The organism is Stenotrophomonas sp. LC732, assembly GCF_052446685.1.
GTDB classification, from domain to species: domain Bacteria; phylum Pseudomonadota; class Gammaproteobacteria; order Xanthomonadales; family Xanthomonadaceae; genus Stenotrophomonas; species Stenotrophomonas muris.
On record NZ_CP199214.1, the window covers coordinates 4,542,623 to 4,568,430 of the forward strand.

General features: G+C 63.7%; 21 protein-coding genes and 3 pseudogenes. 15 read left to right on the top strand and 9 right to left on the bottom strand.

Going from position 1 to position 25,808, the window contains the following annotated elements:
- The first annotated feature begins 3 nt into the window (after positions 1 to 3).
- Positions 4 to 1,206, top strand: a complete 1,203-nt coding sequence (locus ACT6SE_RS21345; protein WP_046427650.1) for a DUF4785 domain-containing protein — start codon at positions 4 to 6, stop codon at positions 1,204 to 1,206.
- Between the two features lie 130 nt (positions 1,207 to 1,336).
- On the opposite strand, the gene ACT6SE_RS21350 is transcribed toward ACT6SE_RS21345, so the two are convergent.
- Entirely contained in the window at positions 1,337 to 2,158 is an 822-nt protein-coding gene (locus tag ACT6SE_RS21350) for an ABC transporter ATP-binding protein (RefSeq protein WP_032962356.1), read from the bottom strand.
- Between the two features lie 151 nt (positions 2,159 to 2,309).
- On the opposite strand from ACT6SE_RS21350, the gene ACT6SE_RS21355 reads away from it, so the two are divergent.
- The 5 genes from ACT6SE_RS21355 (at position 2,310) to ACT6SE_RS21375 (ending at position 7,457) form a co-directional block, all read left to right on the top strand.
- On the top strand, positions 2,310 to 3,512 hold the full coding sequence (locus ACT6SE_RS21355; protein ID WP_046427644.1) for a DesA family fatty acid desaturase: 1,203 nt from the start codon (positions 2,310 to 2,312) through the stop codon (positions 3,510 to 3,512).
- A complete protein-coding gene (locus tag ACT6SE_RS21360; RefSeq protein WP_014645437.1) occupies positions 3,509 to 3,841 on the top strand; it encodes an EF-hand domain-containing protein in 333 nt (110 codons plus the stop codon). Before ACT6SE_RS21355 ends, ACT6SE_RS21360 begins: the two co-directional genes overlap by 4 nt.
- A gap of 198 nt (positions 3,842 to 4,039) precedes the next feature.
- Entirely contained in the window at positions 4,040 to 4,858 is an 819-nt protein-coding gene (locus tag ACT6SE_RS21365) for a hypothetical protein (protein WP_032962360.1), read from the top strand.
- Between the two features lie 76 nt (positions 4,859 to 4,934).
- Positions 4,935 to 5,747 (top strand): bifunctional DNA-formamidopyrimidine glycosylase/DNA-(apurinic or apyrimidinic site) lyase, encoded by an 813-nt coding sequence (gene mutM, locus ACT6SE_RS21370; protein ID WP_014645439.1) that lies wholly within the window; start codon positions 4,935 to 4,937, stop codon positions 5,745 to 5,747.
- Positions 5,748 to 5,852: 105 nt separating this feature from the next.
- Positions 5,853 to 7,457, top strand: a complete 1,605-nt coding sequence (locus ACT6SE_RS21375; protein WP_046427647.1) for a glucan biosynthesis protein — start codon at positions 5,853 to 5,855, stop codon at positions 7,455 to 7,457.
- Between the two features lie 525 nt (positions 7,458 to 7,982).
- Here ACT6SE_RS21375 and ACT6SE_RS21380 read toward each other — a convergent pair.
- The 3 genes from ACT6SE_RS21380 to ACT6SE_RS21390 form a co-directional block, all read right to left on the bottom strand.
- Positions 7,983 to 8,603 (bottom strand): thymidine kinase, encoded by a 621-nt coding sequence (locus tag ACT6SE_RS21380; RefSeq protein ID WP_046427657.1) that lies wholly within the window; start codon positions 8,601 to 8,603, stop codon positions 7,983 to 7,985.
- Between the two features lie 9 nt (positions 8,604 to 8,612).
- Positions 8,613 to 9,182, bottom strand: a complete 570-nt coding sequence (locus ACT6SE_RS21385) for a hypothetical protein (protein ID WP_014645442.1) — start codon at positions 9,180 to 9,182, stop codon at positions 8,613 to 8,615.
- 198 nt (positions 9,183 to 9,380) lie between these two features.
- Complete coding sequence (locus ACT6SE_RS21390; protein ID WP_046427660.1) at positions 9,381 to 10,052, bottom strand: SEL1-like repeat protein; 672 nt, start codon at positions 10,050 to 10,052, stop codon at positions 9,381 to 9,383.
- 99 nt (positions 10,053 to 10,151) lie between these two features.
- On the opposite strand from ACT6SE_RS21390, the gene ACT6SE_RS21395 reads away from it, so the two are divergent.
- The gene (locus tag ACT6SE_RS21395; RefSeq protein ID WP_046427669.1) at positions 10,152 to 12,128 is read left to right on the top strand and encodes a UvrD-helicase domain-containing protein; all 1,977 of its coding nucleotides are present in this window, start codon (positions 10,152 to 10,154) and stop codon (positions 12,126 to 12,128) included.
- Between the two features lie 532 nt (positions 12,129 to 12,660).
- On the opposite strand, the gene ACT6SE_RS21400 is transcribed toward ACT6SE_RS21395, so the two are convergent.
- Both ACT6SE_RS21400 and ACT6SE_RS21405 read right to left on the bottom strand, forming a co-directional pair.
- Positions 12,661 to 13,017 (bottom strand): hypothetical protein, encoded by a 357-nt coding sequence (locus tag ACT6SE_RS21400; protein WP_014645445.1) that lies wholly within the window; start codon positions 13,015 to 13,017, stop codon positions 12,661 to 12,663.
- 504 nt (positions 13,018 to 13,521) lie between these two features.
- Positions 13,522 to 13,905 (bottom strand): annotated as a pseudogene (locus ACT6SE_RS21405) (hypothetical protein); the annotation flags it as partial.
- A 504-nt stretch (positions 13,906 to 14,409) separates the two neighbouring features.
- Between ACT6SE_RS21405 and ACT6SE_RS21410 the strand changes: the two are divergent.
- From ACT6SE_RS21410 to ACT6SE_RS21430, 5 genes are all read left to right on the top strand, one after another.
- Positions 14,410 to 17,046, top strand: coding sequence for an RHS repeat domain-containing protein (locus ACT6SE_RS21410; RefSeq protein ID WP_052728142.1), 2,637 nt, complete (start codon positions 14,410 to 14,412; stop codon positions 17,044 to 17,046).
- 22 nt (positions 17,047 to 17,068) lie between these two features.
- Positions 17,069 to 18,424, top strand: a complete 1,356-nt coding sequence (locus ACT6SE_RS21415) for a hypothetical protein (RefSeq protein WP_444811054.1) — start codon at positions 17,069 to 17,071, stop codon at positions 18,422 to 18,424.
- 60 nt (positions 18,425 to 18,484) lie between these two features.
- A protein-coding gene (locus ACT6SE_RS21420; RefSeq protein ID WP_087944428.1) for an IS3-like element ISStma9 family transposase occupies positions 18,485 to 19,626 on the top strand; the annotation gives its coding sequence in 2 pieces (ribosomal slippage) (positions 18,485 to 18,722 and positions 18,722 to 19,626; 1,143 coding nt in all).
- Positions 19,627 to 19,657: 31 nt separating this feature from the next.
- Positions 19,658 to 21,838, top strand: coding sequence for an RHS repeat-associated core domain-containing protein (locus tag ACT6SE_RS21425; RefSeq protein WP_444811055.1), 2,181 nt, complete (start codon positions 19,658 to 19,660; stop codon positions 21,836 to 21,838).
- Positions 21,835 to 22,422 carry a hypothetical protein gene (locus tag ACT6SE_RS21430; RefSeq protein WP_046427663.1) on the top strand — a complete coding sequence of 196 codons (588 nt, stop codon included), beginning with the start codon at positions 21,835 to 21,837 and terminating at the stop codon, positions 22,420 to 22,422. Before ACT6SE_RS21425 ends, ACT6SE_RS21430 begins: the two co-directional genes overlap by 4 nt.
- 57 nt (positions 22,423 to 22,479) lie before the next feature.
- On the opposite strand, the pseudogene ACT6SE_RS21435 reads toward ACT6SE_RS21430, so the two are convergent.
- Positions 22,480 to 22,911 (bottom strand): annotated as a pseudogene (locus ACT6SE_RS21435) (transposase); the annotation flags it as partial.
- A 64-nt stretch (positions 22,912 to 22,975) separates the two neighbouring features.
- On the opposite strand from ACT6SE_RS21435, the gene ACT6SE_RS21440 reads away from it, so the two are divergent.
- Entirely contained in the window at positions 22,976 to 23,164 is a 189-nt protein-coding gene (locus tag ACT6SE_RS21440) for a hypothetical protein (protein ID WP_414616842.1), read from the top strand.
- Entirely contained in the window at positions 23,161 to 23,727 is a 567-nt protein-coding gene (locus ACT6SE_RS21445; protein ID WP_080052954.1) for a DUF4304 domain-containing protein, read from the top strand. Before ACT6SE_RS21440 ends, ACT6SE_RS21445 begins: the two co-directional genes overlap by 4 nt.
- Before the next feature lie 123 nt (positions 23,728 to 23,850).
- On the opposite strand, the pseudogene ACT6SE_RS21450 reads toward ACT6SE_RS21445, so the two are convergent.
- Positions 23,851 to 24,254: pseudogene (locus tag ACT6SE_RS21450) on the bottom strand (transposase); the annotation flags it as partial.
- Between the two features lie 240 nt (positions 24,255 to 24,494).
- Here ACT6SE_RS21450 and ACT6SE_RS21455 point away from each other — a divergent pair.
- Positions 24,495 to 25,019: a GNAT family N-acetyltransferase gene (locus ACT6SE_RS21455; RefSeq protein WP_046427708.1), complete on the top strand. Its 525-nt coding sequence runs from the start codon at positions 24,495 to 24,497 to the stop codon at positions 25,017 to 25,019.
- A gap of 131 nt (positions 25,020 to 25,150) precedes the next feature.
- Here the strand turns inward: ACT6SE_RS21455 and ACT6SE_RS21460 are convergent, their stop codons facing one another.
- Positions 25,151 to 25,801 (bottom strand): YceH family protein, encoded by a 651-nt coding sequence (locus tag ACT6SE_RS21460; protein WP_046427683.1) that lies wholly within the window; start codon positions 25,799 to 25,801, stop codon positions 25,151 to 25,153.
- Between the last annotated feature and the right edge of the window lie 7 nt (positions 25,802 to 25,808).

The following is a 25,808-nucleotide window of genomic DNA, read 5'->3' on the forward strand; positions in this document are numbered from 1 at the left end:
ACCATGACGAACCATTCCACCCTGCTGGCCAGTGCTTTGCTGGCCGTGCTGTCCCTTTCCGCAGCGCAGGCCGCGCAGCCGCTGCAGGCCGCCCGCGCGGGCGATCAGGTGCCTGCCGCACTGGTGGCCGCGCCGCTGCCCGCCGATGAAAGCGAGCATGCGCCGCTGTCCTTTGCCTGGGCGCTGGACCCGGCACAACCGCTGCAGGCGGCCACGCCGTATGCCTCGGTCAGCCGCAGCTACTGGCAGCAGGTCGATGGCACGCAGCTGCAACGCGGCCTGGACCTGCCGCTGACGGCGCCCGATGCGGTGATCCAGCTGAGCCCGGCCGCAGGTGCCCGCGCGCTGCCGGCCAACACCCTGCAGGTGCGCGACCCGGCCGGCCGCAGCAGCGTGGCCCGCAGTGTCGATGCGCGCGCGCTGCAGGATGCCGGCATGCCGGTGAGTGATGGCAGCAGCATGCTGCGCACCGGCGCGACCAGTTCGGCCGGTGCGTACACGCTGCAGAGCACGCAGGCGCAGGGCCGCTATGTGGTGCAGGTGCTTGAGCCGAACAGCCCGCTGCGGCTGGAAGTGCAGGCCAACCAGGCGCAGGTGCTGGCTGGTGGCAACGTGCAGCTGCAGGCACGCCTGCTGGAAGACGGCGCCACCACCGCGCAGCTGGCATCGCGCCGTGGCGGCCTGGGCGGTGAAGCCCTGCTGGTCGCACCGGATGGCCGCAGCTGGCCGCAGCGCCTGCTGCGCACCACCGACGGCAGCCTGCGCGCGCAGGTGCGCATCCCCGCCGATCTCGGCAGCGTGCAGGGGCTGTGGGAACTGCAGGTGTTCGCCCAGGCCGATGGCGTGCTGCGCGACGGCAAGGTGGCTTTCGCGGTGGCACGGCCGACCGCGCGCTTCAGTGGCCAGGCGGCACCGGACCCGTCCAGCCGCCAGGTGGCACTGCCGCTGCAGGTGGCCGCCGCTGGCCGCTACGAAGCACGCGGCACGCTGTACGCCACGGCCCGCGATGGCCAGTTGAAGCCGGTCGCGCAGGCACATGCGGCGGCGTGGTTCGATGGCCCCGGTGCAGGCCAGCTGGTGCTGCCGTTCGACCAGGCCGCATTGCCGGCCGGTTTCGGTGCGCCGTACGAACTGCGCGACCTGCAGCTGCAGGACCAGAGCCGGATGGCACCGATCGAGTCGCGCGCGCTGGCGTTGCGGTTCTGAGCACGGCGGTGGCGGGCCGGGATATCCGGCCCGCTGCATTGCATCCTGTAGAGCCGAGCCGATGCCCGGCTGCTGTTTGTCGTGATCAGGAGCAGCCGAGCATCGGCTCGGCTCTACAGTGGCATGTCGATCACCCCGCGTACGCGGTCAGCCGGCCTTCCTGCTCGCATACGGTGATCGCGCCGCCGAACACCGCCGACAGCGGTTCGTTGCGCAGCAGCTCGGCGCGGGTGCCGTCGGCCAGTACGCGACCATCGCGCAGCAGCACCACGCGCTCGATCTCGGGAATGATCTCTTCGATGTGGTGGGTCACCAGCACCAGGGTGATGCCCTGCTGCGCCAGCACCCGCATGGTCGCCACCAGCTGCTCGCGGGCGACCAGGTCCAGCCCGGTGGAGGGTTCGTCCAGCAGCAGTGCCTGCGGTCGATTGACCAGCGCGCGGGCGATCAGCACGCGGCGGGTCTCGCCGGCCGACAGCTCGGCATAGGCGCGCTCGCGCAGCGTCAGGGCGCCGGTCATCGCCAGCGTTTCACCGACGCGTGCACGCATGTCGGCGGTCACCTCGCGGAAGGCCGGCACCACGTAGCTGGCGAAGAAGCCGGACAGCACCGCCTGTTCCACGGTCAGGCCGGGCATGTCGGCCAGGTTGCTGCTGAGGTCGCCGGTGACGATGCCCAGCTGCGAGCGCAGCCGGTCCACCTGCCAGCGGTTCTGGCCCAGCACCTTCACCGCCACCGTGCCGTCGCCCTGCGCCAGTGGATACAGTTCGCGGGTGATCAGCTTGATGAAGGTGGATTTGCCGCAGCCGTTGGGGCCGAGCAGGGCGGTGTGCTGGCCCTGCGCGATGCGCAGGCTGAGCCCGTGCAGCACCTTCACCTGGCCGCGCACCACGGTGGCGCGGTCCAGTTCGATCAAGGGGGGCAGCTCCGCGACGGGCGGGGCGGCGGTCATGGCGCTGGCGCGTGGATCAAGGCTCGACAACTCAGGTCCCCAACTGTGAACGGTGCCACGGATGGCGATGCGATACATCGCCGCAGGGATGCAGTTTGCAACGCAAGCGGCCATCATGTCTGCCATCCCCGCGTCGATCCGGAGAGCCGTCATGCCTGATGCCCTGATGTCCCTGTTGACCGGTGGTGTGCTCGGCCTGGGGTGGTGGGCCATGCTGGCAGTGCTGCTGGTCTTCACCCAGATCACCATCTTCTCGGTGACCCTGTACCTGCACCGCAGCCAGGCCCATCGCGGGGTCGATTTCCACTCGGCGCTGGCCCACGTGTTCCGTTTCTGGCTGTGGCTGACCACCTCGATGATCACCCGCGAGTGGGTGGCCATCCATCGCAAGCACCACGCCAAGGTGGAGACCGAGGACGACCCGCACAGCCCGGTCACCCGCGGCATCGGCAGGGTGTTCTGGCACGGCGTGGAGCTGTACCGGGAGGCACGCGGCATGCGCGCGGACATCGAACAGTACGGGCGCGGTACCCCGGACGATGCGATCGAGCGCCACCTGTATACCCCGCACGCCACGCTGGGCCCGGTGCTGCTGCTGGTGATCAACAGCGTGCTGTTCGGCCTGCCCGGCGTGGCCCTGTGGGCGATCCAGATGGCATGGATCCCGTTCTGGGCAGCCGGCGTGGTCAACGGCCTGGGCCACTGGTGGGGCTACCGCAACTACGAGTCTGCCGATACCTCCACCAATCTCACGCCGTGGGGGTTCTGGATCGGTGGCGAGGAGCTGCATAACAACCACCATGCCTTCCCCAGCTCGGCGCGCTTCGCGATGCGGCGCTGGGAATTCGACATCGGCTGGAGTGCGATCCGCCTGCTGCAGGCGCTGCGCCTGGCCAAGGTGCTGCGGGTGGCACCGGCCATGGACGTGCGTCCGAACATTGCCGTGCCCGATGCCGAGACCCTTAAGGCGCTGCTGTCGCATCGCTTCCAGGCGATGACCGACTACCAGCGCAATGTGTTCATGCCGGCCCTGCGCGAGGAAGCCGCCCAGGCCGGAGCCAAGCTGCGCCGCCTGCTGCCGCGCCGGCTGCGCCGTGGACTGGTCAACGATGGTCGCTGGCTGAAGCCGGACAGCCGTGCCCAGCTCAGCGCATGGGTGGCACAGCGCCCGCGCATCCGCACCCTGGTCGAGTACCGCGCGCGGCTGGCGGCGTTGCTGGAAGCCCGAGGCCACGACGCCGCTGAGCGCCTGCACCAGTTGCAGGCGTGGTGCCGCGAGGCCGAGGAAAGCGGTATCGCGGCGTTGCAGGCCTACGCCGCACGCTTGAAGGGCTACAGCCTGGTGGGCGCGTGAGGGCAGGGTACGGGCTTCTGCTGGCGGCACTGCTGCCGGGCGCGGCGCTGGCCCAGGTCACCGACACCGCCAGCTATCTGCAGCGGATGGACAGCGATGGCGACGGCAGGGTCAGCGAGGCCGAGTACGTGCAGTGGATGCTGTATGCCTTCGACCGCATGGACCGCAACGGTGATGGTGTGCTGACGGCCGAGGAGCTGCCCGGTGGCAAGGGCAGGGCGATCAGCCGCGAGCAGCAGCGGCAGGTGATCGTGCAGCGCTTCCACAAGCAGGATGCCAACGGTGATGGTTTCCTGGATGCGCGCGAACTGGCGGCGCCTCCGCGCTAAAGATTCCCGGCGTGCTGCCGATGGTGGGTTCGACGCGATCCCGGGTACCGGTCGATCCGCACGGGTAAGGCGATCTGGCATGTCGACCGCGATGGATCGCGGTAGGGGGAAGGACATGGAAGGGAGTGCGGTGCCATTGCGATGATCGATGCCGAACGGAATCGCCTGCACTGGCCCGACACGACCCAAGGATCCCCCATGAAATCGAACCCACCCCTGCTGGCGGCCGCGCTGCTCGGCAGCCTCGTCATCGCCTCGCCTGTGCTGGCCAACGAGCCACCCCCGACCGCCCCGTCCGACACGGCGACGGCTGCAGACGTTCCCGCCGCTGATGCCGGCGTTGTCGCCGCCGTGGCGGAGCTGCCTGCCTGGGAAAGCCGGGTGCCGGTGAGCGTGAAGCTGCAGATGGGCGCGGATGGCCAGCCAGTCGGCGACAAGACGCTGCGCCTGGTGCAGCGTTCCACCACCGGCAAGCTGGTGGCCGCGCAGGTTGCCGTGTCATTGTTTTCCGGCACGCTCGGCGGCAGCTCGTTCAAGAAGGACCAGCTGAAGGGAACCCGGGTGGAGACCGTTCCGAACCCGGCCTTCGGTTACCTGCAGGACCAGGTGCGCATGCGCCTGGCCGAGTACTTCACCGCGCATCCGGGCGCTGTGCCGGCAGAGGTACGGCCGGTGCAGATCACCGCCGATGGCTTCACCCTGATCTACAAGGAACTGGGCGATGCCGATACCCAGTACGAGCTGCGCCAGACCCAGCACGTCGGCTTCCCGTATACCCGCAAGCTGTTGCGCCTGGTCGGTGGCGAAGGCGTGCAGTGCCAGGTCGACGCACCGGTGGCCGCACCCCTGGAAGCCTGGCAGGCCGACGACTATGCGTTGGTCAAGCAGACGGCCGAGCGCTACAGCGACCAGTGCCTGGCCCGGTTCGTGGAAACGCTGCCGTCGCTGTTCCCGGACCGTTCCGCCGCGGCGGCACCGGTTCCGGCGGAGCCTGCGCGCGCCGGGCAGGACGCCTGACACCGGTCGATGCCGGGGATCATTCCCCGGCATCGACGGCCAGGTGCCGGCCGCAGAGCGGGGATAGAATCCCTGCATGCCTGAACTGCCCGAAGTCGAAACCACCCGCCGCGGCCTGGCGCCGCACCTGCAGGGCCGCCGCGTGCATGGCGTGATCCTGCGCCGCGCCGACCTGCGCTGGCCGATTCCACCGGAAGTGGCCGAGCTGCTGCCGGGGCAGCGCATCGAGGACATCCGCCGGCGCGCCAAGTACCTGCTGCTGGATACCGCCATCGGCAGCGCGGTGCTGCACCTGGGCATGTCCGGCAGCCTGCGCGTGCTGCCCGGTGACACACCGCTGCGCGCCCACGACCATGTGGATATCAGTCTGGACAACGGCCGCCTGCTGCGCTTCAACGACCCGCGCCGATTCGGCAGCCTGCTCTGGCAGCCCGCCGGTGAGATCCACCCGCTGCTGCAGGGGCTGGGCCCGGAGCCACTGGACGAGGGATTCGACGGCGACTACCTGTTTGCGCGCAGCCGTGGCCGCAGTGCGCCGGTGAAGACCTTCCTGATGGACCAGGCGGTGGTGGTGGGCGTGGGCAACATCTACGCCGCCGAGAGCCTGTTCAAGGCCGGCATCAGTCCGCTGCGCGAGGCTGGGAAGATCTCGCGCGAACGCTACCAGCGGCTGGCCGACGCGGTGAAGGAGATCCTGGGCTATGCCATCACCCGTGGCGGCACGACCCTGCGCGATTTCATCAGCCCCGATGGCGCGCCGGGCTACTTCGAACAGGAACTGCTGGTGTACGGCCGTGACGGGCTGCCCTGCCCGAACTGTGGCCGCGCGCTGAAGCACGCCACCATCGGCCAGCGCGCCAGCGTCTGGTGCAGCCACTGCCAGCGCTGAGCCGGCAGCCAGCGGCAGCTGAACGGGCAGGGCGCGTCTCCGCTGCCCGTTAACGTTTGTCTGCCTATGATGGCCGACCTTCCTCCCTGTGCCTGACGCGCCTGCATGCAACGACGCGACTTCATCCGCAATGCCTCCCTCGCCCTGGCTGCATTCGGCCTGCCGTCCCTGCCCGCGTGCGCGGCCAGCAGGAGCGGCCAGATGGGGCTGCGCCGCCTCGGCCAGCCGCAACCGTTCGACTTCGCCACCCTGAAGGGCCAGGCGCGCGCGCTGGCGCAGGCGCCCTACAAGAGCCACAAGCGGGTGCTGCCGGGCCGTCTGGAAGGACTGGACTGGGACCAATACCAGTCGATCGGCTACCGCCAGGACCATGCGCTGTGGGCCGACCAGCCCGGCAAGTTCCAGGCCAAGTTCTTCCACCTGGGCCTGTACTTCCATTCGCCGGTGCGCATGTTCGACGTGGTCGACGGCAAGGCGCAGGAGCTGGCCTATGACGGCGCGGCGTTCAACTACGGCAAGAGCGGCATCAAGGATGGCGAGCTGCCGGCCGACCTCGGCTTCGCCGGCTTCCGCCTGAACACCCGCAAGGACACTGACCGCGACTTCGCCGCCTTCCTCGGCGCCAGCTACTTCCGCGCGGTAGGCAAGGAAGGCCAGTACGGCCAGTCCGCGCGCGGCCTGGCGATCGACACCGGGATGGGCAAGCCGGAGGAATTCCCGGATTTCATCGCCTACTACCTGGAACAGCCATCGGCTGATTCGGACACGATCGTGGTCTACGGCCTGCTGGATTCACCCAGCGTGGCTGGCGCCTATCGCTTCGCGATCACCAATGGCGACGTGCTGCTGATGGACATCGACAGCGCGCTGTACCCGCGCAAGCCGATCGAGCGGCTCGGCATCGCACCGTGCACCAGCATGTACCAGGTGGGCGAGAACGACCGCCGCATGGCATGGGACTGGCGCCCGGAGATCCACGATACCGATGGCCTGTCGCTGTGGACCGGCGCTGGCGAATGGATCTGGCGGCCGCTGCTGAACCCGCGCAACCTGCGCTTCAACATGTTCGTGGACCGCAATCCGCGCGGCTTCGGCCTGCTGCAGCGCGACCGCAATTTCGACCATTACCAGGACGACGGCGTGTTCTACGAGAAGCGCCCGTGCCTGTGGGTGGAGCCGAAGGGCGAATGGGGCGAGGGCTCGGTGCAGCTGGTGGAGATTCCCACCGTGGACGAGACGTTCGACAACATCGTGGCGTTCTGGAACCCGAAGGATAAGCCGCAGCCGGGCCAGGAGCTGCTGGTCGGCTACCGCCTGTACTGGGGCGCCGAACCGCCGGCGCGCCCGCCGCTGGCGCACTGCGTGGCCAGCCGCACCGGCCTGGGCGGTGTGGTCGGCAAGAAGCGCGAGTACTTCAGCTGGCGCTTCGCGGTGGACTTCGAAGGGGGCGAGCTGGCCAGCCTGATCGACAAGGGTGAGGTCGAGGCGGTGGTGGAAGCCAGCCGTGGCCGGGTCGAGATCGTGTCGGCGCGCCCGCTGCGCGAGATCAACGGCTATCGCGCGATGTTCGACCTGGTGCCGCCGGAAGGCAGTACCGAGCAGATCGACATCCGCCTGTTCCTGCGCAGTGGTGGCAAGACGCTTACGGAAACCTGGCTGTACCAGTACACCCCGCCGCCGGCGGGTGCGCCGGAGCGCACGCTGTACTAAGAGAGGGTTGGGTTTGCAGGGCTTGCAGCCCTGCACCTACAGAGGCCAGAGCAACAGCAACAGCCGAAGCAGAAGCTGGTTTCCTGAGGGCAGGCGGGGTGGGTCCGGTGGCGGGAGACGCCGTAAACCCGTCCATGGGGGCTTGGCCGCGGCATCCTTGCCGCGGACACTCCCGCCACCGGACCCACCCCGCCTTCGACAGATCGCCGCGATCTGTCGGAATTGCTCATGGGGTCAGATCCGTTTTACGAAGGAAAACGGATCTGACCCCGGAATTTCATTCGATATCTGACAGATGTGTCGACCACGGTCGACACCTACCAACAGCCGCGGCCAACTGTCAGAGGTGGGGCGGTGTCGGAGTGCGGGGTGTCAGCCGCATGGATGCGGCTGCCAAGCTTACAGGGACGTACTTGCAGCGTCCCCGCACTCCGACACCGCCCCGCCATCCCACGGAATGCCCGCTGTTGCCGTTGCTGTTGTCTCTGCAGGTGCAGGACTGCAAGCCCTGCAAAAGAACACCCCTTACAGCGGCAGGGGTGCCTGCGCCGGATCGATCCGTCCTTCGCCGCGGGTGATCTTCTTGAACTCCGCACGGCTGACCGACACGTAGCGGTCGTTGCCACCGATCTCCACCTGCGGGCCATCCTGCACGGCGTGGCCATGCTCGTCCACGCGCACGGTCATGGTCGCCTTCTTGCCGCTGTGGCAGATGGTCTTGATCTCCTGCATCTCGTCGGCCCAGGCCAGCAGGTACTGGCTGCCTTCGAACAGCTCGCCGCGGAAGTCGGTACGCAGGCCGTAGCACAGCACCGGAATTCGCAGCTGGTCGACTACCTCGCTGAGCTGCCAGACCTGGCCGCGGGTCAGGAACTGCGCCTCGTCCACCAGCACGCAGCCCATCGGGCCGTTGGCCGCCAGATCCTGCTCCACCCAGCGCTCCAGGTCGGTATCGCGGTCGAAGGCCATGCCATCGGCGCGCAGGCCGATCCGCGAGGCGACCACGCCGGCGCCGGCACGGTCGTCCAGGCGTGGGGTCAGGATCGCCACCCGCATGCCGCGCTCGCGGTAGTTGTGTGCGCTCTGCAGCAGAGTGGTGGTCTTGCCGGCGTTCATCGCCGAGTAGTAGAAGTAGAGCTTGGCCATCGGCCAATTCTAGTCGCCACCCGGCCCGCCGTCGCGGATCTGCTGCGGTGCACCGATCTCGATGCTGGGCGCAAGCGCTGGCCGCCAGTAGTTGTCCTGCAGGCACCAGTAGTCGGCGGCCTTCCAGTAGTCGTTGTCGTAGACGATGTTGCCTGGTGTTGCGATGCCCTGCTCGTCGCCGCGGCGCTGCACGACGACCAGGGCCGAGCTCACGTAGCCGACGCGGCTGCCGGTGATCTGCCGGCGCCCGTCGCTGAGCGCCCGTTCCATGCGGGGCTTGGCTACGCGGTCGCCATAGTCGGCGTACACCTGTTGGCCGCGCTCGATCGCCTGTGCCTGCTGCAGCGGATCAAGGCGTGCCCAGTAGTGTTCCCGCAGGACCAGGAAGTCGTGGTACATGCGCTCGGCGGCCAGGTCCATCCAGATGTAGGCCATCACCGGGTCCGGCGCAGTGCCGATACCCTCCTGGTACAGCCTTGCCACCATTGCCTGGGAGAACTTGTCGGCGTAGCGCGCCGAGCGTTTGTAGTAGACCAGGGCCCTGGCGGGCTGTTTATCCTGTTCGGCCCGTTGGGCCATGCTTCGCCAGAAGAGGTCCGGGTGCGAATCGAAAAACCCTCCGGTCAGGACGGTGGGCGGAATCCGTCGCGGGGCCTCAACCGGACATTCCTTTGCGGCGACGGCAGCGGCCGTCGACAGAAGCAGCAACAGGCAGAGTGGAGCGTGTTTCGCCTTCATGATCGCCCTCCTGGCCATGGCCATGGAAAAAAACCAACGTCATCGCCCCGACTTCGCCAACGCCTCGTCCTGCCATTGCCGGTAGGCCACCGGATCCCAGTAACGGGCCAGCTGGTGCTTCTCCGGTTGCAGCACGCGCGGCCCGGCATCGCCACGGCCCTGGCTGCGCATGGCGCCGTTCCAGCCGGCGCGGCTGCCGGTCTGCTGCATGCTGCCGGCGCGCAGTTCACGTTCCAGCCGCGGCGTCGCCGCCGGGTCGCCGAACTCGGCATACAGCGCGCGGCCCTCGCGCACCGCGCGCTCGCGCTCGTCGGCGGACAGCGCCTCCCAGAAGCGCTCGCGCTGTACCACCAGCCACTCGGTGCCGCGCTCGGCCGCCAGGTCCATCCATGCATAGCCCAGGGCGCGGTCGACCGGACCGCCTTGCCCGTTCCAGAGCATGTCGGCCAGCGCTGCCTGTGACAGCTTGTCGCCGTAGCGCGCGGCATTGCGGAAGTCGATGCGGGCTTCTTCGTGGCGGCCCCGTTCGCGGGCCTGCATGCCGAGCCCACGGAAGCGCAGGTCCGGATGGTAGACGAGGAACTCGTGCGACTGCAGCACGATCGCTTCATAGGCATCCGTGCGCGGCGGCGGGCCGGACCCGGCCGCAGGCAGGGCCAGCAGGCCGAGCAGGGCGGCCGCAAGCGGACGGGCGATGACAGTCGGGGACATGGACCACGCTCCTGTGTTCCGGTGCCGATTCAATACCTTACGGGCGGGCGCCATGCAAGTCAGGTGGGCCTGCCGGCACCCCGCTACAATCCTGTCCCCATGCACGGTCTGAATCCTCCCCAAGCTGCCGCGGTCCTGCACGTCGAAGGCCCGTTGCTGGTGCTCGCCGGCGCCGGCAGCGGCAAGACGCGCGTGATCGTGGAGAAGATTGCCCACCTGATCGGCTGTGGCCGCTACCCGGCCCGCCGCATCGCTGCGATCACCTTCACCAACAAGTCGGCCAAGGAAATGCGCGAGCGCGTGGCCAAGCGCCTGCGCGAGCAGGACGCCGACGAGGTGACCATCTGTACCTTCCATGCGCTGGGCCTGAAGTTCCTGCAGATCGAACATGCCGCCGTGGGCCTGAAGCGCGGTTTCTCGATCTTCGATGCCGATGATGCCGCCGCGCAGATCAAGGACCTGATGTACGGCGCCAAGCCCGATGACATCGAGGACATGAAGAACCTGGTGTCGCGCGCGAAGAACGCTGGCCGGTCGCCCGAACAGGCGATGGCCGCCGCGCGCAGCAACCGCGAGAAGGAAGCGGCCAGCGTCTACGAGCGCTACCAGCTGCGGCTGACCGCGTTCAATGCGGTCGACTTCGACGACCTGATCCGCCTGCCGGTGCAGATCCTGGAAGAGAACCCGGAGATCGCGCTGGCCTGGCGCGAGCGCATCGGCTACCTGCTGGTGGACGAATGCCAGGACACCAACGACGCGCAGTACCGCCTGCTCAAGCAGCTGGCCGGTGAGAAGGGCAACTTCACCTGCGTCGGCGACGATGACCAGTCGATCTACGCCTGGCGCGGCGCCAACCCGGAAAACCTGCAGCAGATGGGGCGCGATTACCCCACGCTGGAAATCATCAAGCTGGAGCAGAACTACCGCTGCTCCAACCGCGTGCTGCGCGCCGCCAACGCGCTGATCGCCAACAATCCGCATGAGCACCTGAAGAAGCTGTGGAGCGACCAGGCCGACGGCGAACGCATCCGCGTGTGGGAATGCCGCAACAGCGAACATGAAGCGGAAAAGGTCGCGGCCGAGATCGCCTTCGTGGCGCAGTCGCGCAACGTGCCGTGGAGTGACTTCTGCATCCTGTTCCGCGGCAACTTCCAGTCACGCCCGCTGGAAAAGGCGATGCAGCTGCTGCGCATTCCCTATCACCTGACCGGCGGCACCATGTTCCTGGAGCGCCAGGAAGTGAAGGACACGCTGGCCTGGCTGCGCCTGCTGGTGAACCCGGATGACGACACCGCGTTCATGCGTGCGGTGCAGTCGCCCAAGCGCGACGTCGGTGCCGGCACGCTGGCCAGGCTGGCCGAGCTGGCCCAGGAAAAGGACATGCCGATGGCGCAGGCCGCCGAGGCGATCGGCGCCCTGCAGCAGTTGCCGCCGCGTGCGGCCAACAGCCTGGCGCGCTTCACCGACATCCTGCGCGACCTGCGTGCGCAGATGCGCCAGGTCAGTTCCGGCGACATGATCCGCAAGGTCGCCAAGGAGTCCGGCCTGCTCAGCGAACTTCGCCAGCAGGCCAAGGAAGAAGCCAGTTACCAGCGCCGTGCCAACAACATCGAGGAACTGGCGCAGTGGTTCGAGGGCGGCCCGCGCGGTGCCACTGCGGCTGACCTGGCCGGACAGCTGGCACTGCTGTCGCGCAGCGACAAGGACGAAGGCGGCAACCAGGTGCGCATGATGACCATGCATGCCTCCAAGGGCCTGGAGTTCCCGTACGTGTTCATCGTCGGCTGCGAGGACGGCGTGCTGCCGCACCAGGTCAGCCTGGACGAGGGCAACCTGCAGGAAGAACGTCGCCTGCTGTACGTGGGCATCACCCGCGCCAAGATCCAGCTGTGGATGAGTTACAGCAAGCTCACGCGCAAGTTTGGCGAGCACGTGCGGCTGAAGCCGAGCCGGTTCTTCGAGGAGATTCCGGCCGAGGAGATCCAGCGCGATGGCGCGGACCCGGTGGCGGATGCGGCGCGGAAGAAGGAGCGGGCAAGTGCCGGGTTGGCGGCGATCGAGGCGTTGTTCGACTAAGTGGGGTCTGAACACTCCTCGTTGAGCGCAGCATTCCCTCTTTAGAGTCGAGCCACGCTCGACTATTGCGTGCCACATCGCGCCCCATCGGGCACCCACCGGCAAGTATCCACCGCACCCGATCCATCAAAACAGGCTCCGGCACGCCAGCAAGCACCTGTTCCAGGTAGTCCAATGGATGCATCTGTCGTTGCAGCAGCGCCCGTAACTGCAGAACGTCGGGCGCTCGCTGTTTCGCATCCAGTGAAACCCGCAGCAGCAAATGCTGCGAGCGCCTATCCAACCACAGCACTGGAACGTCTCTGCAGTGAATCCGGAAAGCGCCGTCTGCATGTCGTTCGACGAGCTGGAATCCCTGCCTCGGCTGTGCCTTCACGAACTGGACCGCTTGGCGACGCAGCTGCGAATAGCGCACGCCAGAGAGGCTCTGGAACGCGAGAGGTGAGGGTATGGACGGTACCGACCACTGGCGCGGTACCGCAATCACTGGGGCGAGGCACAGCGCCATCGCCACCCAAGGGTGCCGCACCACTCAGCCCTCCGGCTGCAGGCGCGTGCTGGCGTGCGCGGTGAGTCCCAGCCCGGCCATGATCAGACCTTCCATGACCCGCGGGCCGACGTACTGCTCCAGTTCGCCGTTCTCGCGGGCGCGCTGAGCGGCCAGCAGGATCTCCAGCACCACGCGCAGGCCCGCCAACGAACAGTCGGTGTCGGCCAGGGCCAATCGTCGGCCGGGCATCTGATGCCGTTCCGGCCAGGGTTGGCCATCGGAAGCAGCGCCGGAGCCGATGCTGTGCAGCAGGGCAATGAGGGTGCTCGGATCCAGCGCCGGCCCGTTCGCGGGCACGTCGTGGATTGGGTGCGGGGCAGGGGAGTGGGGCTGGGTCATGGCTGGGCTCCTTGCGTGCAGGCAGAAGCCGCCACCGATAAAGGTGGCGGACGATGCATGGTTCGAAACCCCGTGTGTGGATGACCGGGCAGGCTCTAGGCCTCCACGCATCGCCCGCCATAGCCGGCCGACGGATTGCCAGCCGGCACCGCACGAGGCGGTGCCGGCTGGCAACGTGCAAACAACATCCACACAACCGGGGTTTCGAATCCCGACCACCAGTGCTCGGTGGCACGGCAAGGAATACGCGGACCTATGCGTGATGCCAATGCAGTAGGGCCGATGCCGTCATCACTTTCAACATTTTCAGAATCGTTGCATATGGTGTAACGGGGCCGGAGCCCAGCGCTGCAAGGCTATCGGCGATGTTGGTTGTGGATGCCAGCGGACTGTCGACATCCGCCCGGCGGGGTCATAAACGAGGCGGATGCGACAGGGGCGCCTGAGACTGTTTGGTCTCAGCACCTCTTCAGCGCGGCTTTGATCAGCTCCAGCCATACGGCATGTCAGGATGTAGGGATCGTCGCCCAATGGCGAGCTGACCGCCTGCTCGAGCAGGGTCCTGGCTTCGTCTGCCTGGCCGGCATCCAGCAGCGTCATGCCCAAGCGAACGCGGTTCTGCACGGTGGGCGTGCGCGCAAGTTCGGCGCGAGCGTTGCGAAGGTCCTGACCCGGCTCAATCAACTGCTTGGCAGAGCGAATGGCCTGGCGGGCGCCGCGCGAGTTGCGGGCTTCCGGGAAGTAGATCGCGAGGAAGTAGACGACACTGCCGAGCAGCGGAAACGAGAAGAGCAGGATGAGTCAGTAGAGGCTCTGGCCCGAGCGAATGGCGCGCACCGCGAAGTAGATGGCTGCCAGTACGTGGAGTCCGATTCCGATATAGGGCATGTGTGCCGCCTCGTCCGTGTGGGGGTTGGCACAATAGTGGGTGTGGGGTCGGGTGCCATCGGGGGCGACCTGGCATGACGCGTCAGTTAATGAGCTCAAATCCTATGGAGAGCTATCTGATGGGGTGGTGTTGATGAAAAGGGTTTCACTCCGATATGGCTGGCGATTGTAGAAGAGCCTCAACCTCCCGATCTTGCCGCATCACCCGGATGAGCAGGCAAAAGACGCCTGGTGTCGTTTTTGGCGCATCGGTTTGCGGAAGTGCAGCAGGAAATTTGATGAATCGTGAATTCCTCACGAGATCGCCTCGGAATAGGTTGAGAGGATGTTTCACTTCTGGCTGCGGCCAATCCGTAGGAGATTGCCGTAGCTCCTGATCGGAAAATTAGTGGGTCATTACAGCTCCGCTCAATAGGGGTTTGACAACGCGAAGCTATAGGCGTAGTTCTTTGCTCAAACAGCAGCTGATTTTCCTTTCACTCCTTATCCAAGGATGTAGCGAAGATGATTTCTGCCAAGGACAGGCGGGAGGGAAAATCCCCCCGTAGTAATTATCTTAATTCGCGACTTTGCTCGATCATCACGGGCGCAGCGCTTACGTTGGGGGCTGGGTTCCACGCTTCGGCGCAAGATGGGCTCTTCAATTACCAAGAATATGAGAAGCGGATAAAGAGCGCGCAGTCGCTCGCCGCTATCTCTACCGATGAGGTGTTTGGCGATCGGACCGCAGGCTTCGACGGTAGTACGGAGTTCTTCATTGAGGACGTGTCCATTCCCGGCAATTTTGACCTTCCTGTGAGCGTCGCTCGACGCTTTTCGGTGGAGGCGACTAACCGAGGATTTCGCGATAGCGAGACCAAGGGTCTGACACTGTTCGATGATTGGGAAATCGTCGTGCCTTATATGTCGGGCGTGTGGACCAAAAGCGCTGGATGGATCACGGGTGACCAAGGGGCTCAGACCACGCAGCGTTGTTCGGTCAACACCGCGCCCTTGCTGCTGGAGACCTGGGGCTACACCGACATCGGCTTTGGCATCGATGTGAAGTGGAATGGCGGAAACGGCGAGGAACTTCTGATTGCCGATGACCCGTCCTATGCCTCTGCGCCAGGCCTTGAGGTACCCAAGTGGATGACAGCGTCCAGAGCGCGATTCACTTGTCTGTCTGCAACGCGCAACGGATACCCAGGCGAGGCGTTCGTGGGGCATACGCCCGATGGCAAGAAGTACTTCTTTGACTGGGGAGCGGAAAAGCCCTACGCCACAGCCAAGGCCGGGAGTCGCATGATGGCGCGTAAGCGCGTCTACCTTCTGGCATCGCGTGTTGAGGATCGTTATGGGAACTGGGTGTCTTATAGTTACGACGGGTACCGGCTCACCAGGATTGAGTCCAGCGATGGACGCCGGATTGACCTGAGCTACGATGGCGACGGCCGGGTGACCACAGTCACGGCCAATGGGCGAGTTTGGCGGTATGCCTATGTGGGCGATACGGAGGGAAATGACGGCGGCTTGTCCCAAGTGACACTCCCGGATGGCTCTGCTTGGACCTACAGTCATCGCGGGCGGCTTCAATCAAGCCTTCCTTTGCGTGGCGGTGACGATGGGGGCGGGTGCGAGATCCGCGCGGGCAATGCCCCTCCACCCACGCAGATGACGGTAACCTCTCCGTCAGGTGCTCAAGGCATCTTCGACTTTGAAATGGAGCTGTTTATCCGCTCTGATCCTTGCAACGGACTCCTTCCGTCGCATTACGATGCATGGTCCTTGAAGAAGCGCAGCATCATGGGGCCCGGACTGCCTTCGATGGTGAGTACGCGAGGCTACAACCTGCAGTTGCCGGGAGGTGGGCGCTGGTCCAGCCTGACCAAGCCGGATGGCACGCAGATTCGCGAACGCTATGGCGCAGATCCGGGCTTGAACGAACGAAAGCTCCTCCAAAAGCAGATTCTGGATGCGGCCGGCCAGGTGCAACGTGATGAGCTAAGCACCTACACCTTTGGTTCCGAGACAGGTCCGTTTGCCGTCCGGGTAGGACGGTCAATTGGACTTCAGTCAGGCCAGTTCTTGGCGGGCACGCTGAGTGCGCTGAGCGAGAGCCAATTCAGTCAGGATGGCGATACCTATCGCGTGGTCTACAGCGACTTCAATCGCAATGCCCGTCCGGCACGCGTGACTTACACTGGCCCCTCCGGATCCAAGGCCGAGATACGAGAGCATCTTGATACGCCCAACCCTTGGGTCTTGGATCAGGTGTTGAGCGTCAAGGAGGTTGCGTCCGGGAAGGTCACCACGCGATATAGCTATGACGCCATGGCCAAGCCGAATGCCGTCTATCGCGCTGGAGCGCTACTGCAGAGTGTGACTTATGCCGCGGATGGCACGATCAGTACGGTGCGTGACGGAAAGGGAAATACGACCCAAATCCAGGACTGGTATCGGGGTGTACCGCGACTGGTCACCAATCCTGATGGCACCACCAACAGCATGTCGGCCGACGGAAACGGGTGGATCACCTCAACCACGGATGCGCTGCAGAGGACCACGTCCTATCAGCACGATTCGATGGGTCGCGTGAAGGAGGTCCAGCCACCAGTCGATGAGAACCAGTGGACCAAGACAACCATCTCGTTCCAGCAGGTCGCGGCCGATGAGTACGGCCTTTCGCCGGGACACTGGCGAGTCGATAACGCTCAAGGGGCACGGCGTCAGGAAACCTATCTCGATGCGCTTTGGCAGCCGCTCCTGGTGCGCGAATACGATGCAAACGACATCGCGGGGACCCAACGGTGGGTCAGGAACAGCTACGACAGCGAGGGTCGCCCGATCTTCACTTCCTACCCTTCAAAGGATAGCAATGTGGCGACCGGCACCTGGACTGAGTACGACGCACTTGGGAGGAAAACTTCCTCGGCCCAGGACAGCGAGCAAGGCCTGCTGATCACGACCATTGCCTACAGCAGCAATGCTACGACTACCGTCGTTGATCCGCTCGGCCATCAGACGATTACCCGGTTTGATGCCTTTGAAGGACCGGACTATGAACGGCCTGCGCAGATCATTCGTGCCGACGGAAGCAAAGTCAGCATAAAACGGAATGCATTTGGCCTCACTACCGAAGTGGCCCAGTCCGCAAACTGAAACCACGTCAAGGATGGCATTCGTGAACACTGAAAAACTGCGCATGGCCGCGGCGGTTCTGCTGGGGCTGATGATCATCTTCCTGTGCCAGGTGGCACACGCTGACGCTTGGATTGAACTCACTGGGCCAGCCCAAATCTCCTACACGGCACCAGCAACCTATCAGTTGCAGCTCAAAAGTGGCGTCACAAGCACTGGCCCCAAAGCTGAGTATCTGGAAGACATACAGCTCACGCGCAATGGCCAAGTGATCTCCCGACTTCCGAACGGGACCTATACCGAGAACGGCCTGTCGGCGGGTACGTATCAGTATGTCTACAAGGCATTTGGCGTGCGCAACTTCAACGGCAATGAGTCTTACAGACAGCTGATCTCACCCACGATCACGGTCACGGTGGCGGCACCGCCAACCCCTTTTGACGGCGCGGAGTACGTTTCCGCAAGCTGGCCTAATTCGGCCGATAGAGGAACCCCGTTCAGCGGTACTGTCACCTTCCGGAACACGGGCAACACAACGTGGCGAGCAGGGGAAGGCTATCGACTGGGTCAGGCCGAGCGCTACGTTTCCGGCGCTACGAAACTCGGAATTGCCGAGGTTGCCGTACCCCACGACGTGGCTCCGGGTGGCACAGCAACGTTCGCGTTCAGCGGAGTAGCGGCCAGTGAGAACGGACCGACAACGCTCCAATGGCAAATGAACCGGAATGGTGCTCGCTTTGGTAGCACCAGCAGCGAGCAGATCTTTGAGACGACCGGAAGGCTCAATCGCGGCGTCATGTATGAGCAAGAGGTCCCGACCAGCATGGAGACCGGGCGGACCTATCGAGTCAAGCTGAAGTTCACCAACACCGGTAACACGACGTGGTCGGCGTCGGCGGGCTATGCATTGGGGTCCTGGAATCCCAATGACAATGTTCGGTGGGGCAGGGCGCGGGTTCCAATGCCGAATGACGTCAGTCCACAGCTGCCTGCGTTCTTTGAATTCGACGTGGTAGCTCCTTCATTGCCAGGTGTCTACAGCTTCCAATGGCGGTTGCTGGAAGAGGGTAAGGAATGGTTTGGTCGGGAAAGCGACAATGTCCAGGTGACGGTCAACGGGCCGCCGTCCAAGGTAATCGGCAACATCGATGGTGTCACCAGCGACGGGCAGATCCGAGGCTGGGCGTGCTCGACGGGCATTGATTCGTCGATTGACATTCATGCCTACACTGGTGGAGCCGCCGGCAGTGGTGGGACGATCTTCCTGACCGGCAAGGCCGACTTGGCGAGTGAGCCGGCGGTGGCTACGTCCTGCAAGGCGGGAGGCAATCATCGCTTCTCGCTTCCAATGAGCAACGAGCAGCGCCGCCAGCGTGCCGGACAACCGATCTATGTCTGAATCGCCCAGGGTTCCGTAGACACCTCGCAGCCATAAACTATGGCTTAGGCGGAGGTGGTTATGAGCACGAAGCGGTACACCGATGAGTTCAAGATCGAGGCGGTCCGACAGATCGTTGAGTACGGCCGTCCGGTAGCGGAGGTTGCCGAGCGACTGGGCGTGTCGATCCATAGTCTTTACGGCTGGAAGCGGCAACAAGGCAAAGGCGATGTTGGCCGGCGTGTCGAGCAGGACCAGAACGCGGAAGTGCGCCGCCTCAAGGCTGAGCTACGCAGGGTCACTGAAGAGCGAGACATCCTAAAAAAAGCCGCCGCGTACTTTGCAAAGGGGTAAGAGCAAAGTACGCCTTCATGAAGCAACACGCAGATGAGTTCGGCCTCGCGGCGATGTGTCGGATGCTTGGCGTCCATCGCAGTGGCTACTACGCCTGGCTAAAAGAGCCGGCAAGCGCTCGCGACAAGGACGATCAGCGGTTGCTCGGCCTAATCAAGCACAGCTGGCTGGAAAGCGGCTCTGTGTATGGCCACCGCAAAGTGACCACAGATCTGCGCGAGCTTGGCGAGACGTGTAGTCGTCATCGCGTGGCACGCTTGATGAAGAGCGAGGGGCTGCGGGCAATGGTCGGCTACGGTCGGCGACCACGCCCATTGAGCGGCCCTGTTGGATCAGTCGCCAAGAACGTTCTGGCTCGCGGCTTCAAAGTCAGTGAGCCAAATCGCGCGTGGGTCACGGACATCACCTACATCCGCACGTACGACGGCTTCCTGTACTTGGCGGTAGTGCTTGATCTGTTTTCGCGTCAGGTCGTTGGATGGGCAACCCGACCAACTCAACATACGGACCTGGTTTTGCAGGCGCTATTGGCTGCAGTGTGGCGGCGCAAGCCAAGCCCCGGGCTTCTGCTTCACTCCGACCAGGGAACCCAGTTCACCAGCGAAGACTGGCAGAGCTTCCTGCGCGAGCACGACATCGTGTGCAGCATGAGTCGACGAGGAAACTGCCATGACAACGCAGCGATGGAGAGCTTCTTCCAGCTACTGAAGCGGGAGCGTATTAAGCGGAGGATCTACAGCAATCACGACGAGGCACGGGCCGACGTCTTCCAGTACATCGAGATGTTCTACAACCCAAAACGGCGGCACAGTTCCAACGACGGGCTGTCCCCGGTAGAGTTCGAGAAGCAGTACGCACTAAACGGCTGACGACTGTCTAGAAAACCCTGGGCGATTCATAGTGGGCAGTGGTGCCAGCGGCTCTCTTGCTGCACCCATCGGTGCTGGAACGAGCCGGTTCACTCTCACTGTAGACGGCGATGTGATCGCTAGTGCACTTACCACCGCAAGGAGGGCTCCCATAGCGCCTGTCGACCCAGAAAATCCGGCGCCGACGGTTTCCCGGAGATACGTCTACGACGACAACCTCCGGCTGTGCAAATCAATTGAGCCCGAAGTCGGTGCAACGGTTATCGAGTACGACGCTGCCGGTAATATTGCCTGGAGCGCACAAGGGCTTGATCTCTCTGATTCCTCCCGGTGCGATCGCGATGTAGCTTTTTCCTCGACTCGACGCGTGGCGTATGCTCATGACGCACGTAATCGCATCGTCCAGACGACCTATCCTGATGGGCTTGGCAACCTCCAGGTCCAGTACACCGCCGATGGCAAGCTGAAGTCAGAGACGGCTGTCAACCAGAATGGCGTCACCGTCATCACCGGGCTCAGCTACAACTCGCTGGGCTTGGTCGTTGGCCACTCCAGAATTGTTGGGACAGCAAGCCCAAGGACCTCCACCTTTGCCTACAACGGGCTTGGTCAACAGGTGCTCACGCGCTATCCGGACGGCTATGAGGTTCAGCAGACTCTGAACGCGCTGGGGCAACCACTCAAGCTGCAGGATGGCCAAGGCACCGTGCTGGCCAGCGAGGTGAGCTATGCACCCAGTGGCAAGGTCTCGAGCATGACCTATGGCAATGGAGTCACTCGTCGCGTACAGGAAAATGCTCGTCAGCTGGTGAGCGAGGTGCTAGACGTCGAGGTTGTCAACCTAAATTACAGCTACGATTCGGCAAGGAATATCGTCACTATCCATGATGGCCTGCGCGGCGACGCGGGCACTGTATCGCTGGGCTATGATCGACTCGACCGACTGGTACGAGCCAACTCACCTTCGTTCGGTGGTAATGGGCATTATGTGTTCGCCTACGATACCTTAGATAACATCATCTCGATGCGCCTTCCGGGAAAGCGCGAGCGCACGTATCACTACGATGCGTGGAATCGCCTGCAATTGCTTCGCGACCATGATGGCAACGGCGTATTTGCAATCGGGTACGATGCGGCAGGCAATATGACGACTCGAAATGGCCAGGTGTTCGAGTTCGATGTTGGTGGGCGGCTCCGCGCTGGCGGACTCGTTTCCAAGTACCTGTATGATGGTGGCGGCAATCGCGCTGCCGCGGAAGGCGAGCTGTACCGTACTTGGAACTACTTGGCAGATGGCAAGCTGATCGAGTCGACAACGGGGCCAGATGTGTCCGACTACATCTATTTGGGGAGCAGCCTGCTTTCCATTCGAACCAGTACCCCCAATGCAGTCAAGATGGTCTACCAGCATTACGATGCGCGCTCGACACTTGCTGCGACCAGCGACACCAGCGGCAAGGTGTTATCCCGCCACATCTGGTCACCGTACGGCGAGCCGGACATTGCGCCAGACGCCTCGACGCCAGGTTACGCGGGACATCTCACCGATCCCGATACAGGCTTGGTATACATGGGGCAGCGCTATTACGATCCAGCGATCGGGCTGTTCCTGAGCGCGGATCCGGTTACGGCGCACAGTGATCCTGCAGGAATGTTCCACCGCTACAGATACGCAAACAACAATCCCTACAAATTCATCGACCCCGATGGTAGGCAGGCAGTCCCCGTCCGCCCGCTTGTCTTCTACCAAATCACAACGCGCACCACGACCGACAGCGGAGCGGTCAACGTCGCCAGGACGAATGTTTCGAACTACGGAATCGTCCACGGTGCGCAAACGGAAGTCCGCGGGACCGTCACGCTTCTACCCCAAAAGTCACTAGGCGGGACACCGGCCAACCCCGGGCCTGCCGTGACAACCAGATTGCTTAATTTCAGCGATAAGACCCAGCAGAACATTGAAGTGACGAGCGGCCAAAGAACCGTGGAGCAAAACCAGGCTGTGGGCGGTGCGACTCGGAGCCAGCACCTGCAGGACAACGCGGCAGACATTCGGATCAGTGGGAGCACGCCGAAGCAGACCGCTGATGCGGCCCATAGCTCCGGTGAGTTCAACAGAGTCAATCAATATACTGACGGCCGCGGCGTGCATGTAGATCTTAAGCAAGGCGGAACGCAGGGACGATTCACTGACTGGAAACCTCAAGAATGAAGATTATCTACAGTGCCGCCTCGGTTCTGATGCTGGCGGCATGCAGCCCCGCCCCCTCTGACGTGCTGGAGGAGGCAAAGCACGCACCCGTTGAGGCTGCCTCCGCAGCGGCGACAGCCATCGACACCAGCCATGGTTCAATCGCAGGTCTCCGTACGGGTATGACCAGGGACCAACTTGTCGCAACCGGGCACGCCATAATTGAACGCTTGGTCATGCAAGAAGGAGACGAGTACGTGGTCATGGACGTCTCATTGCGCGACGGCGTAACCGTCGAATGCTGGATTGACGATGGCAGGATTGAGCGGATGCGAACTACAGCCGAAGGCATGAGCGACAAGAAGGGAGTTGGCGTCGGCTCAACTCTGGCCGAGTTGAAAGCCGCCTACCCCGGTGGCCGTCTGATTGTGGGAATTGAGGACGGGAGACGCTATGCCAACTTCGTCAACCACTCAAGGCTAGTCTTCGAGATGGACATGGACGCGCTTCCGAAAGCATGTTTCGATGACGAAAGTGACGGATGTGAAATACACCCGGACTTGCGGGTGCGTAGCATTGTCATGTATTCCAGCCCCGCAGGTTGAGCGAAAAGCGCGAAGTGCAATTCCGGCGGAGTCCTGATTGCCCAAACACACACCTAACTAGCACGATGCTTCAGCCGGAAATACGGGCACATCTCGCAGTGTCCGTTCCGGCCACGGGGTGATCCGTGCGGCAGCGCGGAGCGGGCGCGGCACCAGCGCCGACAGGTCGAAGCGTCGGTTGGAGCGCCATTGCGCCTCGGCCAGATAGCGATGAGCGTACTTGCAGAATCTGAAGGCATGGTAGGTGCCGTCCAGCGCACGCTTCAGATTGGACAACACCACGTTGACCCAGCGCGCATTGGGTTGCTCGCACCCAATATTGCCACTGGCTTGGGTCACCGTATGGGCATGCTCGTTCTCCAGCACACGAAAGGCGCCTAATCCGTCGCTGTAAACATCCGATTCCGGTTGCAGCTGCCGTGCACTTCATTGGGCCAGGGCGGCTCTGCATGCGCGCGGCGGAGAGAATGCTGCCGCTGCAACTGGACGCGCAGCTCACGCCGCTCTAGCCCAAAGGATTGCAGCGAAACCTGGCTGGCAGTCTGAGCCGCGAATGATTGGAGCTGACGGTAAGGTCTACAAACCTGATGCAGTCACACCGAATGGTCGAATCCTCGAGTTGAAGCCGAATACACCTTCTGGTATGGCAGCGGGCGCTCGGCAAACTGCAAATTACGAAAAGCAGCTCGGCATGCGTGCACGAGTCATCTATTACGACCCGGATAAATTTAAAAAGCCATGACAATAAAGAAACTCATTGCGCGCACAGATGAGGTCCTTGCACCCCTTGGATTCAACCGAAAGGGCGCACTTTGGAATCGCACGATTGATTCAATTGTTGAGGTTATTGATATTCAGGTAGGTAAGTCTGGCGATACTGCGACGATTAATGCCGGTGTGTTGCAAGTCGACGCCTTCGAGAAAGCATGGGGCTACAAGCCTCAAGGATTTGTGGAAGAGCCCTTTTGCATCGTGCGTGCTCGCGTTGGAGAGATCGTCAACAATCACGATCTCTGGTGGCCTCTGAATGATGACCAAACTCCAAAGAACGTCGCCATGACACTGGGAACACATGTTCTCCCTTTCTTGGAAAGGTCGCGAACTCAAGAGGCAATGGAGGCATTCTTGGAAGCCGTACATGGAAATTACCCCCTGCCGAAGATCTATCTGGCGATCCTCAAATGCCAAGGCGGGGACATTCAAAGTGCATGCGCTATTCTTCGTAAGGTGCATGAGAAAGCGCGTGGGGACTGGAGTGATAGATCCATGGAAGTTGCACGAAGGATTGGGTGTGATATCGGTTGAAGGTTCTGTAAAGTCGAGCAGGAAATACATAAGAGCCGCCTGGACAATCCCGACATTCCATACGTGCTGCTCAGCACGCCTGTCTGCGGCGGTATAGCCACTGTCGCCGAACACCCAGTCTTATTTGCCATGCAGCAGCTCATGGGTGACCGTCATGTCACCGACATCGGCCGCAGTACACTTCACGTGATGCACCAGGCCTGAAAACTCATCTACACCGATATGGACCTTCATGTCGAAGTACCACGGGTTGCCCTTGCGGGTCTCGTGCATCTCAGAATCTCCCGCCCTTGCGGCGTTCTTGGTTGAGCTGCCCCGTGGATGATGGAGGCGATCCACGATCGTGCCTGCGCGCAGGCTCTGGCCCTTTCGGGCAGGTGCGCGTTCACCGCTTCAAGCATCTTCGCCGCCAGGCCGTGTAGCTCCAGCAGACGACGGACATTGAGGATCTTGGTTTCATCCGGAATCGCATCAGGACCGCCGGGCCGGGCGAACAACCGCATCGAGGCGATCTCATGCAATGCCATGGATGGCTCCTCAACATGAGCCGCATTGTCTCTCGGGTTGCCGGCCAGCGGCCGGCACTACCCGGGTAGTTGTTCAGAGCATCCTCTTTCGCGCCATCCATGGCGCCGGTACCCCCGCGAACCCGCCCCACCCGGCCTCTGAAGGATTCCGGGCGCGTCCTACCGCGGCAACGCAGAGAAAATCAAAAGCAACAGCCGGGGGCTGGGGCACAATCGGGCTTTCTGTTGGAGGGTCTGGGCGTGCATCCGATTGAAAGCGAACGTCTGCGGCTGCGCCGGATCGATCCGGAGCGTGATGCCGTGCAGATGCTGGCGTTGTTGAACGATCCGGGCTTCGTGCGCTTCATCGGCGATCGTGGCGTGCGTACGCAGCAGGAGGCGCGTGATTACGCGGCGGCAAGGGTGCTGCCGGCCTATGCGCTGCATGGCTATGGCATGTATGCCATCGAGCGGCTGTCCGATGGCGCCTGGCTGGGCAATGCCGGGCTGGTGCGGCGGGATGGCCTGCCGGGGCCGGATATCGGCTATGCGGTGCTTTCGGAATTTGCCGGGCAGGGCTATGCCGGCGAGGCGGCGCGGGCAGTGTTCGCGCATGCACGCGGAGCGCTGGGCCTGCACGATCTGTATGGCATCACCGACCTGGACAACGTGGTGTCCGGAAAGATCCTGCTGGGCCTGGGCATGCAGGAACGCGGGGTGATCCAGCTGCCGGGCGTGGACAGCCCGAGCCGGCTGTATGCCACGCCGGGCGCGGCCGAGGTTTGATCATGGTGGGTGCCGACAGTTGGTCTGCACTGCATCGGCAGGACATCCGGTAGTGCCGGCCGCTGGCCGGCAACCCAGGATAGCACTGGGGTCAGAGCCCGCCTTGCGGGATCCGACCCCAGTAGATTGCTTCAGACGCGCAGTTCGGCCAGCTGTGCCTGCAGCTCGGCCACGGCCGCTTCCAGCTGGGCCACGCGCTCGGCCAGGCCCGGGTCGGCCGCATCGCTGCTGCCGCTGCTGCTGGCGTACTTCGCCGCCAGCGCCGCGCCATCCACCTCGCCGCACAGCAGGTGCATGTAGCGGTCTTCGCGCTGGCCACTGGCACGCGGCAGCACCACCAGCAGGGCACGCTGCTGCAGGCGCTCGATGGCATGGCGGGCTTCGTCGGTGTCGGCGAAGCGGTGCAGGCGCTCGCTGCGCGTGACCAGCTCGCCCAGCGTCTGTGGACCGCGCAGCAGCAGCAGCGCCAGCAGCACGGTCTGCTGCCGGGTCAGGTCCAGCGCGGCCTGCAGGCGGTGTTCGTAGCGATCGGCGCGCGAGGAGAAGTGCTGGCGGGCCAGGCCCAACGCCTCCAGCTGGCGCAGCGCGTGCTGCACGCTGCCAGCGTCCACGTTCATCACCGGCTCGCGCGCGGTCTTCTGGTTGGCCGCCGATTGGGCCGCGTTGACCGTCAGCGGGTAGGTGTCCGGGGTGGTCGCCTCCTTCTCCACCAGGCAGCCCAGCAGGCGGGCCTGCACGGCGTCGAGCAGGGGGACGTCAGGGGTCTGGGCGGAATCGGTCATGGCGGCC